The 16,202-nt window shown below is 64.0% G+C and carries 14 protein-coding genes; 9 read left to right on the forward strand and 5 right to left on the reverse strand.

The annotated features are described in order from the left end of the window. Positions 1-429: 429 nt before the first annotated feature. The 8 genes from AC1DT7_RS12005 (at position 430) to AC1DT7_RS12040 (ending at position 8,376) form a co-directional block, all read left to right on the forward strand. Complete coding sequence (locus AC1DT7_RS12005) at positions 430-705, forward strand: hypothetical protein (protein ID WP_478036182.1); 276 nt, start codon at positions 430-432, stop codon at positions 703-705. A 310-nt stretch (positions 706-1,015) separates the two neighbouring features. Beyond that, positions 1,016-2,278: a threonine synthase gene (thrC, locus tag AC1DT7_RS12010; RefSeq protein WP_478036183.1), complete on the forward strand. Its 1,263-nt coding sequence runs from the start codon at positions 1,016-1,018 to the stop codon at positions 2,276-2,278. A gap of 39 nt (positions 2,279-2,317) precedes the next feature. Further along, positions 2,318-4,186 carry an asparagine synthase (glutamine-hydrolyzing) gene (asnB, locus tag AC1DT7_RS12015; RefSeq protein WP_478036184.1) on the forward strand — a complete coding sequence of 623 codons (1,869 nt, stop codon included), beginning with the start codon at positions 2,318-2,320 and terminating at the stop codon, positions 4,184-4,186. 53 nt (positions 4,187-4,239) lie between these two features. Next, positions 4,240-4,830, forward strand: a complete 591-nt coding sequence (locus AC1DT7_RS12020) for a nucleoside/nucleotide kinase family protein (protein ID WP_478036185.1) — start codon at positions 4,240-4,242, stop codon at positions 4,828-4,830. 15 nt (positions 4,831-4,845) lie between these two features. Beyond that, a complete protein-coding gene (locus tag AC1DT7_RS12025; RefSeq protein WP_478036186.1) occupies positions 4,846-5,721 on the forward strand; it encodes a 3-hydroxyacyl-CoA dehydrogenase family protein in 876 nt (291 codons plus the stop codon). A gap of 48 nt (positions 5,722-5,769) precedes the next feature. Continuing rightward, entirely contained in the window at positions 5,770-6,027 is a 258-nt protein-coding gene (locus AC1DT7_RS12030; protein WP_478036187.1) for an acyl carrier protein, read from the forward strand. A gap of 7 nt (positions 6,028-6,034) precedes the next feature. Next, positions 6,035-7,201 carry an acyl-CoA dehydrogenase family protein gene (locus tag AC1DT7_RS12035; RefSeq protein ID WP_478036188.1) on the forward strand — a complete coding sequence of 389 codons (1,167 nt, stop codon included), beginning with the start codon at positions 6,035-6,037 and terminating at the stop codon, positions 7,199-7,201. Next, positions 7,198-8,376, forward strand: coding sequence for a class-II aminoacyl-tRNA synthetase family protein (locus tag AC1DT7_RS12040; RefSeq protein ID WP_478036189.1), 1,179 nt, complete (start codon positions 7,198-7,200; stop codon positions 8,374-8,376). The genes AC1DT7_RS12035 and AC1DT7_RS12040 overlap by 4 nt, the downstream gene beginning before the upstream one ends. Here AC1DT7_RS12040 and AC1DT7_RS12045 read toward each other — a convergent pair whose 3' ends face one another. After that, the gene (locus AC1DT7_RS12045; RefSeq protein ID WP_478036190.1) at positions 8,377-9,102 is read right to left on the reverse strand and encodes a 4'-phosphopantetheinyl transferase family protein; all 726 of its coding nucleotides are present in this window, start codon (positions 9,100-9,102) and stop codon (positions 8,377-8,379) included. A 215-nt stretch (positions 9,103-9,317) separates the two neighbouring features. Beyond that, positions 9,318-10,793, reverse strand: a complete 1,476-nt coding sequence (locus AC1DT7_RS12050; protein WP_478036191.1) for an asparagine synthase-related protein — start codon at positions 10,791-10,793, stop codon at positions 9,318-9,320. Positions 10,794-10,829: 36 nt separating this feature from the next. On the opposite strand from AC1DT7_RS12050, the gene AC1DT7_RS12055 reads away from it, so the two are divergent. Further along, on the forward strand, positions 10,830-11,042 hold the full coding sequence (locus AC1DT7_RS12055; RefSeq protein WP_478036192.1) for a hypothetical protein: 213 nt from the start codon (positions 10,830-10,832) through the stop codon (positions 11,040-11,042). 205 nt (positions 11,043-11,247) lie between these two features. Here the strand turns inward: AC1DT7_RS12055 and AC1DT7_RS12060 are convergent, their stop codons facing one another. The 3 genes from AC1DT7_RS12060 to AC1DT7_RS12070 all read right to left on the reverse strand — a co-directional run bounded on the left by AC1DT7_RS12060 (position 11,248) and on the right by AC1DT7_RS12070 (position 16,190). Further along, positions 11,248-11,484 carry a PqqD family protein gene (locus tag AC1DT7_RS12060; protein ID WP_478036193.1) on the reverse strand — a complete coding sequence of 79 codons (237 nt, stop codon included), beginning with the start codon at positions 11,482-11,484 and terminating at the stop codon, positions 11,248-11,250. A gap of 90 nt (positions 11,485-11,574) precedes the next feature. Then, positions 11,575-11,724 (reverse strand): hypothetical protein, encoded by a 150-nt coding sequence (locus tag AC1DT7_RS12065; protein ID WP_478036194.1) that lies wholly within the window; start codon positions 11,722-11,724, stop codon positions 11,575-11,577. A 125-nt stretch (positions 11,725-11,849) separates the two neighbouring features. After that, on the reverse strand, positions 11,850-16,190 hold the full coding sequence (locus tag AC1DT7_RS12070; RefSeq protein WP_478036195.1) for a beta strand repeat-containing protein: 4,341 nt from the start codon (positions 16,188-16,190) through the stop codon (positions 11,850-11,852). Positions 16,191-16,202 lie beyond the last annotated feature (12 nt).

Genomic DNA, 16,202 nt, shown 5'->3' on the forward strand with positions numbered 1-16,202 from the left:
GGATTTGCGAGCCGATCATGGCTGACGCTCGAAGCTTCGTTTCGAAATTGTGACAAAACTATTGTCTTCCCTCAAATTAGACCTCCCGCCGACACGGTCAAAATCAGATCAAACGGCGCGGCTGCGTGCGAAGCGAAGGCGGTGCTTAAAGTGTACGATTCCAACGCTGCGCATTCGGTCAATCCGTTATTTCGAAATCGCCAATCTGTAACATTGGGATGCCGGTAGATTGGCACGAGAACCACCTAATATAGTTGATCGTAATTTCGTAAAATGCGCGTTGTTGTATCAGATAAGTCTTCAGTATAAACTTCCGTTGCTGCCGCGAATCCAGCTATCACCTTAGCTCGAAAGATGGCGCCACCTTGTAAAACTGTAGCCAAAGTGGTTCGAATAATTGTATTGAACCTCTATTATTGTAATTCTAGGATGAAGGCCCCGGATCATAAGGAGGAGGTTGTTATGTCTAGTGAGCAAGCAAAGAATGAAGCCAAGGACGGCAATAAACTGAAGGCAAAGGCCCAGAAGGACGACGCCCGGAAGCAGGCGGAAAAAGAGACGCACAAGGCAAGTGCCAAAGCCGAGCACAAGGCTGCTGCGAAGGCGCAGTACAAGGCCGCTGCCAAGGCCGAGCACAAGGCTCCCGCCAAGGTTCAGTACAAGGCTGCCGAAAAGGCAAAGGCGCACCAGCTCGCCGGCCATTGATCTGACCTTGAACGTGAAGTTTCGCCGTGCCGTTGAGAATTGCGGTGTGACGAACCGGGCGTTGAATGGTCAGATCGAGTGCAGCGTCCGGGACAATGGCCGGATGCGTGGGCGTGGGCCGGACAGCATTGTTGTTCGCGCCCACCGTCCCGCACTTCAGATCATTCCCCGCAACCCGCAATTTGGTCGCTGAAGGACTGTCGCCGATGCCGTCAGCGGTCAGGAAGATGTGCCGTGCCGGATATGGCCCGCGCCCCGAGCATCCGTTGTCGCGCGCCGTGATCGCCAGCCATGTTTGAAGCCCCCGGCCATGTTTGAAGCCCGAAGTCCGCTCCGGACTGGTCGTGCCGATTGCGTTGCCTGCGGTAGATCACATGTCCTGACGGCCAGAAGCGAGACGTGCGATTGCGATCGTGGTGAGAATCTTGCCGTACGATATCGTCTCGACGGGAAGACCGGCAGCGCCCTGCGGCACAGCCTCGCCGAAAACGCGCCCTCGCTGTGGCGCTATGCACCCATCCTGCCGGTGGAACCGCGCTTCGCCAGCCGTCTTCAGGTCGGCTGGACGCCGCTGGTCGACTGCGGGCGGTGCGGATCGGTGAAACTCTTCCTGAAGGATGAAACGCGCATGCCGAGCGGCTCGCTCAAGGATCGGGCCAGCGAGATGGTCGTGGCGGTCGCGGTGGCGAACGGCATCGATCAGGTCATCGTCGCCTCGACCGGCAATGCGGCGGCCTCGCTCGCCTGTATCGGCGCAGCGGCCGGGGTCCGGGTCACCGTGCTGGTGCCGGCGACCGTGCCGCCCGCCAAGCTCGCGCAGATCGTCGCCTTTGGCGCGCGCGTCCACCGGGTTGCGGGGCGCTACGATGATGCCTTTGTCATGGCCGGCAAGATTGCCGAGACACAGGGAATCATCAACCGCAGCACCGGCCTCAACCCGTTCACGCGAGAAGGCAAGAAGACCTGCGCGCTCGAGATTGCCGAGCAGCTCGGCTGGGAGGCGCCAGACTGGGTGATCGTGCCGACCGGCGACGGCAACATCCTGAGCGCCGTCTGGCAGGGCTTCAAGGAACTGGCGGCGCTCGGCTGGCTGACGCGATTGCCGCGCCTCGTCGCGGTGCAATCCGTGGCGTCACGGTACATCACCAGCGTCTTCACCAACGATGAATCGCTCGCGACGGGCAGTGGCGAGACGATCGCAGACAGCATCACCGTCGGCCGCGCCCGCGATGCCACCGCCGCGCTGGCGGCGCTGACCGAGTCGGAAGGCCTGGCGATCACGGTCGATGACGCGGAAATCGTCGCCGCGGTGATGGCGCTCGGCGCCCGCTTCGGCCTGTTCGCCGAGCCATCGAGCGCAGCTGCCTTCGCCGCGTTCGAGCGGTTGAACGAGTCGGGGCGGTTCGAGCCCGGCAACCGGGTGGTGTGCCTGATCACCGGCACTGGCCTGAAAGACCTGCGTCCTGTTCTGGTGGCCTCCGCGCTCGACGCCGAGCCGGCGATTGATCCGGCCGACTGGCGGAGCATCGTGCCGTCGGCCGCGCGGCCGGCCGAACGGGCCAGCTGCCCATGATCTCCCCGTCCACCCCTGGTTTTCGATAGGATCGCGGCCTTGTGTGGCATTTGCGGCGCGTTCAGCCTCTCCACCGGCAGGCCGGTCCCGGAGGCTGCCATCAGCGCGATGAGCCGCACCATTACGCATCGCGGCCCGGACGATGACGGCCTGTTCGTAGAGGGGCAAGTCGGCCTCGGATTCCGCCGGCTCAGCATCGTCGATCTGGCCACCGGCAACCAGCCGATCCCCAACGAGGATCACACCGTCTGGCTTATCTGCAACGGCGAGATCTTCAATCACCGCGAGCTGCGCGACGAACTGCTCGCCGGCGGCCATCAATTCCGCACCCGGTCGGATGCCGAGGTCCTGATACATCTCTATGAGGAGATGGGCGAGCGGCTGCTCGAGCGGATCAACGGCCAGTTCGCCTTCGCGCTGTTCGACAAGACGCGCAATCGCCTCTTGCTGGCGCGCGATCATTTCGGCGTGGCACCGTTGTTCTACACGGTCGTCAACGACACCTTCGTCTTCGCCTCCGAGGTCAAGGCGATCCTCGCTTATCCCGGGGTCGAGCGCCGTGTCGATCTTACCGGGCTCGACCAGATCCTGTCGCTGCCGGGCCTGGTCAGCCCACGCACGATGTTCGGGGGCATTCGCAGCGTGCCACCCGGCCACCGGCTGATCGTCGATTCCCGCGGAGTCGAATCGCGCGCCTATTGGGATCTCATCTACCCACTGGAGGGTGAGGTGGACGGGACGCGCTGCGAAAATTCCTATCGTGAGGAGCTTGAGGCAAGCCTGATGCAGTCGGTGCGGCGGCGCCTCCAGGGCGAGGTCCATGTCGGTGCCTATCTCAGCGGCGGGCTCGATTCCTCGCTGGTCACTGCGATGATGGCGGCGAACACCACCGGCCAGATCAGCACCTTCTCGATCAATTTCGGTGACCGGATGTTCGATGAGGACAAATATCAGAAGATCGTCGCCGACCATGTCGGGTGCCGGCACAATCAGGTCGAGCTGAAGCTCGACGCGATCGAGAGCCGGCTGAAATTGGCGATCTGGCATTCGGAATGCCCGATCAAGGAATCCTACAATACGGCCTCGCTGAAGCTCTCTGCCGCGGCGCGGGCGCACGGTGTCCCGGTCGTCCTTAGCGGCGAGGGCGCCGACGAACTCTTCGCCGGCTATATCGGCTATCGCTTCGACGCCTTTCGCCGCCAGCGCGGGGCTGGCGCCCCGCTCGAACGGCGCGAGGCCGAATTGCGGCGGCGGCTCTGGGGCGACGAAGGCATCTTCTACGAGAATGATCTCGCCAGGCACGAAGCCGAGCGCGAACTGCTCTATGCGCCGGCGGTCCGCGAGGGTTTCGCGGATTTTGAATTCTCGCGTTCGGGGGTCGTCGATACCGATCGGCTGAAAGGTATCCACCCCCAGCACCAGCGCGCCTATCTCGACATGAAAATCCGCCTCGGCGATCATCTCGTCGGCGATCATGGCGACCGCATGCTGCTGGCCAATGCAGTCGAGGGCCGCTTTCCCTTCCTCGATATCGAGATCGCCGATTTCGCCCGGCGATTGCCACCCGACCTTAAGCTGCGCAATCACGTCGAGAAATATATCCTGAAGGAGGTCGGCCGCTCCTACCTGCCCCCTGCAATCGTCGACCGCGAGAAATTCGCGTTCAACGCCCCGGGCAGCGCCTATCTGATCCGCCAGGGCACCGACTGGATCCAGGACATGCTCTCGCCCGAGACGATCCGTCGCCAGGGCTATTTCGACGTCGGGCGGATCGAGGCGCTCAAGCGCCGCAGCCTCAATGGGGAAGCAGCACCCGGCGGCGGCAATGAGAATGACGTGCTGATGACCGTGCTGACCTTCGGCATCTTCCTGGAGCTGTTCGACATGCCCCAGCTCGGCAATTGCTGAGGGGCGCGGCAATGGCCTCCCAACCCCCATCATCGGCGAGGTCTGGCTTCGTCGTGGCCATCAGCGGCACGTCCGGCTCGGGCAAAAGCACGGTGATCGACAGGCTGGTCGGCCATCTTGGCAATGCTACCCGGCTGCATTTCGACGACTATACCGTGCTGGGCAACGATGTCGCCGAGATCAGGACATGGCTCGAGGATGGCGCGGATCCGAATTGGGTCAAGACGCCGAAGCTTGCTGAGGACTTGGCCAGGCTCGCCGCCGGCAACCCGATCATCCGGTCGGAAGGCGCGACGATTCACCCCGCTCCCTTCATCATCCTCGAGGAGCCGTTCGGCCGAGMGCGTGCCGAAATGGCGCCGTTGATCGATCTCGCCGTCCACCTCCACGTGCCGCTCGACATCGCGCTCGGTCGTCGCATTCTCCGCGCGATCAGGGAGCAGGACGAAGCCGAGGCGGTGACCCACGCCGAGCTGGTCGCCGACATCGAAGGCCAGATGCACGCATTCCTGGGCGGCGGACGCGACGCCTATCAGGCGATCGACCGTTCGGCGCAGCAAGCTGCCCATCTTGTTCTGGACGGCGTGCTGCCGGCCGTCGAGCTCGTCCGCTCGATCGTGTCAAGGATAGAGTCCGGGAGATGAGCGATATGAGGGGGAGTGTGTAAGGCTATGGGCAAGCGGGAGTTGCAGACGATCGGTGTCGTCGGCGCGGGGGTGATCGGGTCGGGCGTGGCGCATCTCTTCGCCCAGTCGGGTCATCACGTCGTCCTTGTCGACCGCGCGCCCGGCCAGCTCGACGTCGCGCGCCAGTCGATCCGGCGCAATGCGAAGCTCTATGGGTTTCTGCAGAAGATGGCGGTCACGCCGGACGACGTGATGGCGCGGTTCACCTTTGCGGAAGATGTCGGCGCCCTGTCGGACGCGGATTTCGTGATCGAGAACATCACCGAGAACTGGGAGATGAAGCAGGCCGTCCACGTCCTGATCGACACGGTGGTGCGTGAGACCGTCCCGATCGCCGCCAACACTTCGGCCATCCCGATCACCCGGATCGCGGGCGTCGGCCGCCATCCGGAGCGGGTGGTGGGCATGCACTTCATGAATCCGCCACCGGTGATGCCGATGGTCGAGATTATCCGTGGTGCCCGCAGCAGCGAGGATGCGCTCGCCGCTGCGCGCGCTCTGGTCGAGCAGGCGGGCAAGCAGTCGATCACCGTCAATGATTCGCCCGGCTTCGTCACCAATCGGGTTATGATGCTGATGGTCAACGAGGCGATGTTCCTGGTGCACGAGGGGGTCGCACCGCCCCAGGATGTCGATCGGCTATTTAAGACCTGTTTCGGCCATAAGATGGGGCCGCTCGAAACCGCCGACCTGATCGGTCTCGATACCGTCCTGCTGTCGCTCGAGACGCTCTACAACGAGTTCAACGATACCAAGTATCGGCCGTGCCCGCTGCTCCGGCAGAAGGTCTATGCCGGCACGGTCGGCCGCAAGAGCGGTGAAGGTTTCCATCGCTATGACGAGCCCTGAGCCCGGCACGACCATCCAACCATCATCTTCAACAACGGGAACAGCGCTATGGCGGACGCGGAACTGATCGATACCATTGGCGGCTTCATGTCGCGCGCCTTCGAAGGGCGCGAGATACGCGTCGATGAGGATATTTTCGAGGCGGGCTTCGGCAATTCGATGTTTGCGATGCAACTGGTCAACTTCGTCGAGCGCAAGTTCGGGATCGAGATCGATAGTGAAGATCTCGAGATCGACAATTTCAGAACGATCGGCCGCGTCGCTGCTCTGGTCGAGCGCAAGCGCCTGGTCTCCGGTTCGCTCTGACCCGCGCATGGCCATCCGGGAACCAGTGGTAGAAGACGAGGCGGCGTGCCGCGAACGGTGGCGTGCCTTTGCCGAGAGCCATGTCGCACCCTTTGCCGATGCGATCGATCGCAACGAGCATATCCCGGCCGCGGTCGTCGCCAGTCTTCGGGAAGCCGGTGCTTTCGCCAGCGGCTTTCCCGAGGTTCATGGCGGCGTACCCGGCAGCGATCGCGACCCGGTCGGTGCGGCGATCCGCCACGGCATGATGCACGAGGCGCTCGGTGCGGCCAGCGCCTCGGTGCAGGGCCTGGTCAACGTTCATCATATGGGCGGTAGCGCCATCGCGCGTTGGGGCACGGCGGCACAGAAAAGCCATTGGGTGCCGCTGCTGACCTCCGGCGCGCAGATCGCCGCGCTTGCCATCACCGAGCCCAATGTCGGCAGCAACGCCGCCGCGGCGGAAACCCGCGCGACGCGGAGCGGCGAGGTGTGGTCGGTCACGGGCACCAAATGCTGGATCACCTGTGGGCAGAGCGCCGATGTCTTCGTGGTGGTTGCCGGCTCGGACGAAGGTCCGACCACTTTCATCGTGCCGCGTAGTGCCCCGGGGCTGACCATTGAGCCGATCAACGGCATGCTCGGTTGCCGGGGCTATATGATGGCGAAGCTGCACTTCGACGCGTGCCGTCTGCCGGCCGAGAACCTGCTTGGGCGGCCCGGATTCGGCGTGACGCATGTCGCCTCGACCGGGCTGGACTCGGGCCGTTACAACCTTGCCTGGGGTTGTGTCGGGCTGGCGAGCGCCTGCCTCGATGCCGCCTTTGCCTATACCAGGGCACGCCGTCAGTTCGATGCGCCGCTATCGAGCTTCCAGCTCGTCCAGCAGTTGATCACCCGGATGATGACTGACATCCACGCCGCTCGGTTGATGTGTCGTGACGCTGGCGTCATGCGTGGTCGGCGCGATCCTGAGGCGATCAAGCAGGGGGCGATGGCCAAGTATTTTGCATCGACGATGGTCAACCGGGTCGCGAGCGACGCCCTGCAACTTCACGGCGCGCAAGGCTGCGGACCTGACCTCCCGCTCCAGCGCTATTTCCGCGACGCGCGGATTATGGAGATCATTGAAGGCACCACGCAGATACTGGAGGGGCTGATCGCCCGGCTCGGCTATCAGGACCAGGCCCTGTGAGCGGCGGTATCGTCAGGACCTTCGCGCTGGGCAGGATCGGGGAGGGCGGTGTCCGGGCGATTCTCGACGGGTTGCGGGCGGTGGGACGGGACATTGGCGATGTCGCGTTCGAGCCCGAAAGCGGAGAGTTGACGGTCGAGCTCATGAACGAAGCGGCGGCCGAGCAGGTTGAGACCTTCGTCTCCGGCATGCGTCGGACCCAGCGGCTGATCGCCCGGAGGATCCTGCGCGAATCGAGTTCGTCCGCCCCCTCGCGCGGCTGCACCGATGCGGAACTGGCGGTATCGCCCGATCTGCAATTGATCGGTGAGGGGCTGACTGGACTGCGCGGACCGCTCCTGCAATTGTTCCGCTTCTTCGAACGACACTTCAAGGCGCTGGCCGACGAATTCGGTGCCGAGGACAATCATTATCCGGTGATGATCCCTAACGCGCTGCTCGCCGAAATGGGGTATTTCGGCCATTTTCCGCAGCACGTCACGTTCTGCTGCCATTTCCCTGACAGCCTGCCCGTGCTCGAGGCGGTCGCCGCTGAAGCGAAAGAGTCGGGCGATCCTGAATTGCTGGGGCGCCAGTTCGCCGATCGCCTTGCTCCACCCGGCCATGTGCTGACGCCGGGGGTGTGCCTGCCCTGTTATGCGCAGCAACGCGATCGGGTGTTGGGCCCCGACGAGGTTCGCACGCTGACCATGCAAAATCATGTCTTCCGTTACGAGGCGAACAACTTCCGGCCGCTTGCCCGGGGTTGGGATTTCACCGTACGCGACATCGTCTTCTTTGGCAGCAATGCCGATCTTGTCCGCAAGCGCGCGGAGGTCATGGAACGGATCTTCGCCTTTTGCGAAGAGCTTGATCTCGACGTAACGCTCGAGCTCGCCAATGATCCCTTCTTCCTCGATGCCAGCCGGGACAAGGCGATCTACCAGCGCATGGGCGAGGTCAAATACGAGCTGCTGTTTCGCCTGCCCTTGCGCGATGCGCCGCTCGCCGCCGCCTCGTTCAATCTGCACCGAGATTTCTACACCAGCCTCTACAATGTGCGCATGGCCAATGGCGATCTCGCCGAGAGCGCATGCATGGGGTTCGGCTTCGAGCGCTGGCTATATGGCTTCGTCTGCCAGAAAGGCCTTGATCCGGCGTACTGGCCAGCCCGTGTCACCGCCGCGCTCGGATAGTTACACGGCGAGAAGTTGCTCGACGGAGAACTCGATCCTTAAGGCTGGTGCCGCCTCGCCATGCCGGGTCGCCAGTGCCAGCCAGTGCGGGCCGTAACGCTCGCTATGCAGCGACCACGCGGTCGCCGGACCATGTGGCTCGGGCAGCGCGATCAGTTGCGGTGGCTCGCCTCGCAGCACGATCCGGCTCACCGGCAATGACAGGCCGAGCCCAATCGCCTTGGCTATAGCCTCTTTCGTCACCCAGATCCGCAACAGCCGGTTCGCACGGTCAGCGCAGCCATCAAGCTCGGCCAGTTCATCCGCCGCGAGGACGAGATTCGTAAAGGTCGATTCGTCAGGCTCGCGCGCGGTGCTTTCGACATCCACACCGACATCGCCACGGCGGCTCACCGCAACCGCAACCAGGCCGTCGGTATGCGACAGGTTGAAATGAACAGCCCCGAACGGCGGATCGAGGCTCGGCTTGCCATGGGCATCGATGGCGAACCGCCATGGCCGACGTTCGGCCACGATTCGGTCGAGCGCATGGCGCAGCAACGTGTGGGCGGCGGCGTAGTTCAGCCGGTCGCGTTCTAAGATGAAGCGCGACGCCCGATCGCGCTCCGCGTCGTCCAGCCGGGAGAGCAGCCCGGTCACGTGCCGCTCGTCTCCGGGGTGCGTGCTGCAGAGGAAAAGCTGGATCGTCATTGACACAGGATGGCCGAAGATGAGGCTGGGAGCCATGCAGTTTCGCCGGTGATCGCCGGCGGTTTCGGCGCTATGATCCGGCAAAACGCCGGAAGTTTCACGCCGCTTTCGAGTCCAGTACAGCGCCAGGACAGGTCGGTTGTGATCAGCGGTATGACGCGCGTCCGGTTTGGGTCCGAGGCGGCGTCCAAGCAGCGCCTGGCGGCAAAGGGTGTCAGACCGATGACGCACGCGGAAGGCGGAACTGGGCGTCAGTTGGTCCCCTCGACGAACCGGATGAAACGGGCCGTCGCGATGGCGCGTGGCAGCGCAAGCTCAATCGCCGCCAGACCGAACCGATCACCGGGGTCTCCCGGAGACAAGCCTTGCATGGCTTGCCTGAGCCGGGGCAAATTCAGCCGCTCGCTCATGGCGGGATCGCCTGCGAGCAAGTCCAATTCGGCTATCAGCGCCTGCTGATCGCGGCCCAGCCGCAGCGGCAAATCGGCTGCCTGCAGGCCACGCCGCTTTTCGTTTAGGACCATGTCCGGCACGCGGCCGCTCAGCATCCGCCGCGCGAGCCAGCGCGATTGGCCGTCGCACAGATACTGATCGTCGGGGATGCCCAAGCAGAATTCGACGAGCGGGCGATACGCAGTCGGATCGCGCATAGGGATGCCGTGAATCAGGTCCATGGCTTGCCGCACCTCGCCGGATTCCGTCATCGCATTGTCGATCATCTGGGTGCGACGGCCCCGCGTCGAGCGAGGTGACCGGTAGGTAGCGTCATGACCCATCGCAAAGGCGCGCTGCTGCACCCGCATGCGCGCGGCATAGTCGGGGTCCAGGGGGCACCAGCTCTCGAATGGGTCGACGACCTCGCGCGATCGCCGGCCGATCCATCGCCGATATAGCGCGTTGGGTAGAAACGGCAGCAGCGCTCGCGATGCAAGCGCACGTGTGAACGGCCGGCGATCGCGCGCCGCCCGCAGTTCGCGTGCGAGCCGGACCCAGCGTCCCTGCGCGAACCAGGTCGGCAGCGAGCCCGCGCCGTTGAAGCTGAAGGTGATATTGCCCATGGAGCCCGACAGTATGACATCGCATCCGCGTGCCGTCGCCCTGGCGTAAAGAGCGTGGATCCAGTGGAGGTTCATTGCGTTGCGCGGCGCGGTGCCACCCATCAGGAACATCGCGTTCAGGCGGTGATCGAACGACAATCCGGCAGCGTCGATTGTCTCCGTTTCGAGTGACGGATACATGGCCGCCAACGCCGCGACATGGTGCCGCTCGTCACCGAGATGACCGGGGGGACCCTCACCCTGCCATTTGGGTTCGGGAATGCCGGTCAACCCGAGCAGCGGCCGACCGGGACCCAGCGCTTCGATGGCGAACGCTGCGACGGCCTGTGAGTCGAAGCCGCCGCTAAGGCTCACCGCCGGTCTCGAAAATCCATTGAGCGCCGCTCGCGTGCCCTCGGCGAGCAAGGCGCTTGCCGCCTCGGCGTAATCGTCGTCGCGTCTGAGCCGGACCCGCGGAAGAGCTGCTGGATCGTAATAGCAGGTAGAAGCAATCCCGCTGCGATCAATGACGACGCGGTGTCCAGTGCGAATCCTAGTCACCCCCCTGTACCAGCCCCGTTCGGCATCAGCGTAGTTGAGGTAGAGGCTGTCGGCGATCTTCTGTTCGTCCACCTCGGCCGCGATCTCGCCGCTTGCGAACAGGATGCGCGCCAGCGACGCGACGATCAAGCGCTCGCGGTCGTGCCAGATATGGAGCGGTGGCGCATGCAGCGGCGATCGGGCGCACCGGACCCGGCACCCATTCGGAAATACGAGGATCGTCGCGAACTGGCCGATCGCGCGGAGATCGACTGCGTCACCCCATCGGGCATAGCCCTCGGCATAGAGCGCGGCCGGGTCGCGTGTGGTCACCCCGAGATCGCGCCGAAACGCTTCCGCATTGTCCAAGAATCCGGTGAACAACAGGCTCCCGCCTGACGGTGGGATTGCTGCGCGCCACCCGCGCGCTTCGGCCGGTGTTCGGCAATGTGACGCGAGCAGCGCCCCCCGCACGGATTCATGGCCGACGGGCGTGTCGAGGCCGACGCCAAGGGAAGCGGTGAAGCGGCGGACGACCACGGGATCGACCGGACCGTCATGCCAATTGAGATAGAGTCCGATCATCCGCAGTCCAACACGTCGACTAACAAGTGACCAGGAAGCGAGCCTGCTCCAGCTCATCGATGAAGTGATCGACTTCCAGATCGCAGGTCGCGGGGTCCACTTCGAAGCGTTCCGAAACGATCGACTTTATCGCGGCGGGGTCTGCCTCATCGTCGGGTACCCGCCAGATCGCTAGTGCGACACCGCTAAGCAGTTCGCGACCACCCAATGAATTTTTCCGCGGCGACGCGCTTGTCAGGCGGCCAACGCGCAGCATCTCGCCGGGCGGCGCCTGAGGGGCGGCTTCCGCCGATCCAGATGGAGTTCCACTCAATATGTTGATCCCGTCTATACGCCGTTACCAGCCTCAGGAAGCCGCATCGCTCGGGTCGAATTCGAAATCTGGCCCGCCCTGAACGCCCCCGGATTCAACATCCTCCATCGTCCCGAGCAACTCGAGGCGCGGAGTGACCCAGGGAAGCTTTTCGCATTCCGCATGCCTGCTGTCGGTCGTCATCGTCATTCTCCTCGCTTTCAGTTGAGATCGGGATAGCGGTTCGCCTTCAATGACCAGGTGGTGACGACGTCAGGTCGGCGTCGTTGACGGCGTTCCGGGTCGGGGCGGTGGTAACGCTCACGTCGTCAGCGAAGGAAGCTTGCCCGCTGTTCGTCACGTTCCACGGAATTGGTGACGGTACCGCCGCCTACGATCTGGCCGATCAATCCGCCGGCGTACAGCGGAGCGGCGACGTCGCCGCTCGCGTAGCTGTCCGCCACCGCGCCGCCGTCATGCTTGCCGATCAGGCTGCCGGCGGTGTGCACCGATGCATTCACATCCCCCGTAGCGTAGCTGTTCGACACCAATCCCCGGTAGAGATAACCGATCAGGCCGCCCACGTAGCGGGTGCCATTGACCGGGCCGGTTGCGAACGACTGCTCGATGCTGCCCGCCGCATAGCCGACCAGTCCGCCGACATCGTCGGTGCCGGTGGCGGTCCCAGTGGCGTTGCTGCGAATGATCGTGCCCGTGACCTGATTGCCGATCAACCCGCCGACCAGCGTGGTGCCGACCACATTCACMGCGCTTGTCGAGTCGGTTATCGTCCCGCTCTTTTGCATGCCGACCAGCCCACCGATGCCGCTTGCGCCGATCACCGCGCCGCTGATCGTCAGGTCGTCGATCGTTCCGGAAGACACGCCGAACAAGCCGACGTTTTTGATCGTCGGCCGGTTGATGCTCAGGTTGGTTAGGCTGTAGCCGTCACCATAGAGCGCGCCGGTGAAGCCGTAGATGCCGCTGGTGATGCTGCCGATGCCCCGGAAGTCGATCCCGCCCCAGACGTTGCCCGCACCATCGGTGCCCAAGGGGGTCCAGCCGCTCGCGCCCCATATCCCCGCCGAGGCCGCCGTGCCGTTGGTGGTGGCAAGGTCGATATCGTCCAGCAGGGTATAGTTCCCCGACAGGTTGGCGTTGATCAGCTGAAGCTGGCGCGCGTTGAACACGCCGATCGTGCCGCCGCTTACCGCCAGTGCCTCGCCGCGCAGGATCGGGCGCATGTCGCTGCCTTGATACCAGTTGGTGTCGAAGTTGGAGAAACTGGTGTAGCTGGCCGGGTTGCGGGCCTGGGCGGTTGTGAGTCCCGTCACCAGGACTCTGTTGCCTGACCCGGCGCCCACCGCAGCAGATCGGCCCGTGCTGGCCATGTCCCAATAGGAAAGTCGAAGCGCGGAGTCGGACGCCTGTGTGCCGACCAGACCGCCGGCATGCTGCACCGCCGTCACCGCGCCGCTGGCCCAGACGTTGGTTATGGTTCCACCTGTAAGGCTACCCACAATGCCACCCGCGTCGTTTCCGGTGGCGGCAACCGACGACGTAGAGAAACTAGTGGTCAACGTCGCGTCGTTGGTCAGCTGGCCGATCAAGCCTCCGATCGCGCCGTTGCCGGTTACCGAACCCGAGGTCGATAGCACGCTGGAGTTCGCCCCGAGGGTCCCGAACAGCCCACCGACGAAAATCCCGCCGTGAACAGCGCCGTCGAAATGCACGTTCGTCACCGTTCCGCCGTAAACATTGCCCGCGATGCCGCCGGTGCTCTCTCCGCCGATCACGGTGCCGGTCGCCCAGACATTCGCCAGGTTCCACCTCGTCAATCCGACGACGGCGCCGGTGCCGCCTGCTCCGGTCACTGCCGCGTCGATCAAACGAAGGTTGCGAATCGAGACGGGCCCACTGTTTGTGTGCTGCGAGATGAGGCCGACCAACTCGGTTGTAGCCCGATTGATAGTGAGGTTGCGGATCGCATGATTGGCACCGTCCAGATTGCCGTTGAAGCTGCTGCCCAAGCCGATCGGCACGAACCCGCCGCTGCCCCAGATGCCGGAAGTCAGCACCCCGTTTGCCGCCGCTGCGTCGATGTCGTTGGCGAGCCGATAGTTCGCCCCTAGGTTCGCCGACATCAGCTGTAGCTGGTTGAGAGAGGAGACCGGGATATATCCGTCGGTTCCCACCGCAGCGGCCTCGCTGCGCAGGATCGGTCGCATGTCGATCGTCTGAAACCACGTGTTGGTGAAGTCGAGGCCAGCATAGGCTGCCTGGGTCCTTGCCTGCGCGCTCGTCAAGCCGACCGCACCATTGACGCCGAAAAAGACGGCGTCAGCGGCCGTCGTGGTGTCGATGTCCCAGTACACGTCGGATCCGATCGTCCCATCGGCCGCGCCGATGACGATAGCGCCCTTCAGACGCTGCGATGTCAGCAAACCCGAAACCCAGGCCGAGTCGATCGACGTGTCGGCATAGTTGACATAGGCAATACCCACCGCCCCGTTATTGGCGGTGACCGACGCCGTGACATAGGCGTTGCGGATCGATGAAGTGCCATCCAGAATATAGACCATGCCCGCCGCAACGTCGGTGGCCGAAATCGATCCCTGCACCGAGACATTGGTAAAGGTCGAGTTCGTCGCGGTGTGCGCAATCCCCGCTGCGATCCCGGATTGCCCGCTCGCGGTAAACCGACCGTCGATGTGAACGTTATCGACGATGGAATCATCGATGAATGGGGCAAGGCCCGCCACGCGACCGAAGCTCGTTCCACCAAATTCGATCGTCGCGCCGGTCAGCCGCAGGTTACGAATCGTGGCGTTCTGGAGCCTCGAGAAAAAGCCGGAATCGTAGTAGGAGGGCTGGCGTATATACAGGTTCTCTATGGCGAAACCCCGACCGTCCAGCGTTCCGCCGAAGAACCCCTCCAGAAGTGTTCCGCTTTCCCCGCCGATCGGGCGAAACCCTGCGCCGGCGTTCCAGTTCACCGTGTCACTGGCATCGATGACGTTGGCGAGGGCGTAGCTCGAGAAGCGGCGCGAGGTCATGCCCTGAACGCCGTAGATGTCGGTCAACAGCCAGGGCGAAGCCCGCGACCCGCTGCCGCCAATAGCACGGAGGTAGCTGCCACCGTTGATCGCGAAGCTGCCCGCCTCGAAGTCGGGAAGCGTGGCTGCCACGGTGCTGAAAAAGCCGCTCGACAGCTCGAACCTGCCGATGGCGATCGCACCGGTCTGGCTGATCGTCCCCCCGGCCGAGAGCGTCAGCCCGCCCGACCGTCCCGTGATCGCCGAATTGAGTGAAATGTTGTTCGCAGCATCGAGTGTCAGGGTCGCGTTGCTCGACCAGGTGAGCGGAGCGGCGACCGTGATGTTACCGGCCTGCGTGCCGCCGCTGCCGGTTTGTACGGTCACGTTGGCGGTCGCGAGGGCTGCGGTGAGCACCGCAGCATTGAGCACACTGTTGTTGGCGTTTGCCGCGAAGCCCGCCATTCCACTGCTGGCGGCGTTCGAGATCGTCAGATCATAGGGGTCGAGCAGCAGCGTGCCGAATCTCGATCCGGTGAGATCCGTGGTGCCGGCGTAGCCGAGTTGCCCCTTGGACGAGACTTCGGCTTCGCCGCCCTTGGCGCCGATACCACGCGCGCTGATCGTGCCGGCGAAATCGGTCGCTCTGTCCGACCACAGCACGACATCGCCTCCGGCGCCGGCTTCGGTCGCGTCCGCCAGAATGCTGGTGGCGGTATCGACCCGTAGCATATCGGCCCGCGCGGTGCTGCCCAGGCCTTGGCGGTCGCCGCCGACCTTGACCGATCCTCCGCCGTTCTTGCCGGACACGTCGATGATCGCGCCGGTCAGCGCGATGTTGCCCCCTGTCAACGTCACGCTGCCGCCGCTGGTCTCGATGCCCCGCGCCTCGATGACGCCGCTGAGATTGACCGTGCTACGTACCGCCGCCCGCGCTTGCGCCGCGCTCAGTATCACCGAGCCGCCGTCCGCCGCGATACGTCCCGACATCGCCAGGTCTGCGCTCTGATCGGCGCCGATCGCGACTTTCAGAAAGCCGTCGCTTGAGAAATCAAGCGTCGCCCGGCTGCCCGTGCCCATCGCCACCTTGCCCAGCGGGGCGAGAATCAGGCCGCTATTGCTGACCCTGCCGCCAAGCAGCGCGGCATATCCGCCGCGTGCGATCTCGATGTGGCCCGCATTCACGACGCTGTCGCCGCTGCCGTCAAAGTCGTAGCGGCCGGCCATGAAGGCCTTATCATTGATGTCGAGCGTCGATCCCACGAATCCGGCCGCCTTCACGCCGCCGGTGGCGGTGATCAGGATGCCGTTCGGATTGACGATGAACACGCGGCCATTCGCATTCAGCTGTCCCGCGATCGTTGTCGTCGTACCGCCGGTCACTCGGTTCAGCAGTACGGCGGTGGTGGACGGTTGAACGATGTCGACGCGGTTGCCCTGATCGACGTTGAAGCTCTGCCAGTTGATGACCGCGGAGCCGCTCGTCTGGCGGATCGAGAGCGCGCCGCCCGAGGCGCCGCCGATTTCCGCGGAGCCGGCCGCCACGCTGCCACCCGTTGGCAGTGACTGTGCCTGGGCCTGGAGTGGGACGATCGCCGTCGACGCGAGCAGCAGGGCGGAGAATGATCGGATCATGTCGAAGTACCT

It is taken from the genome of Sphingomonas sp. P3_C6 (genome assembly GCF_056402595.1).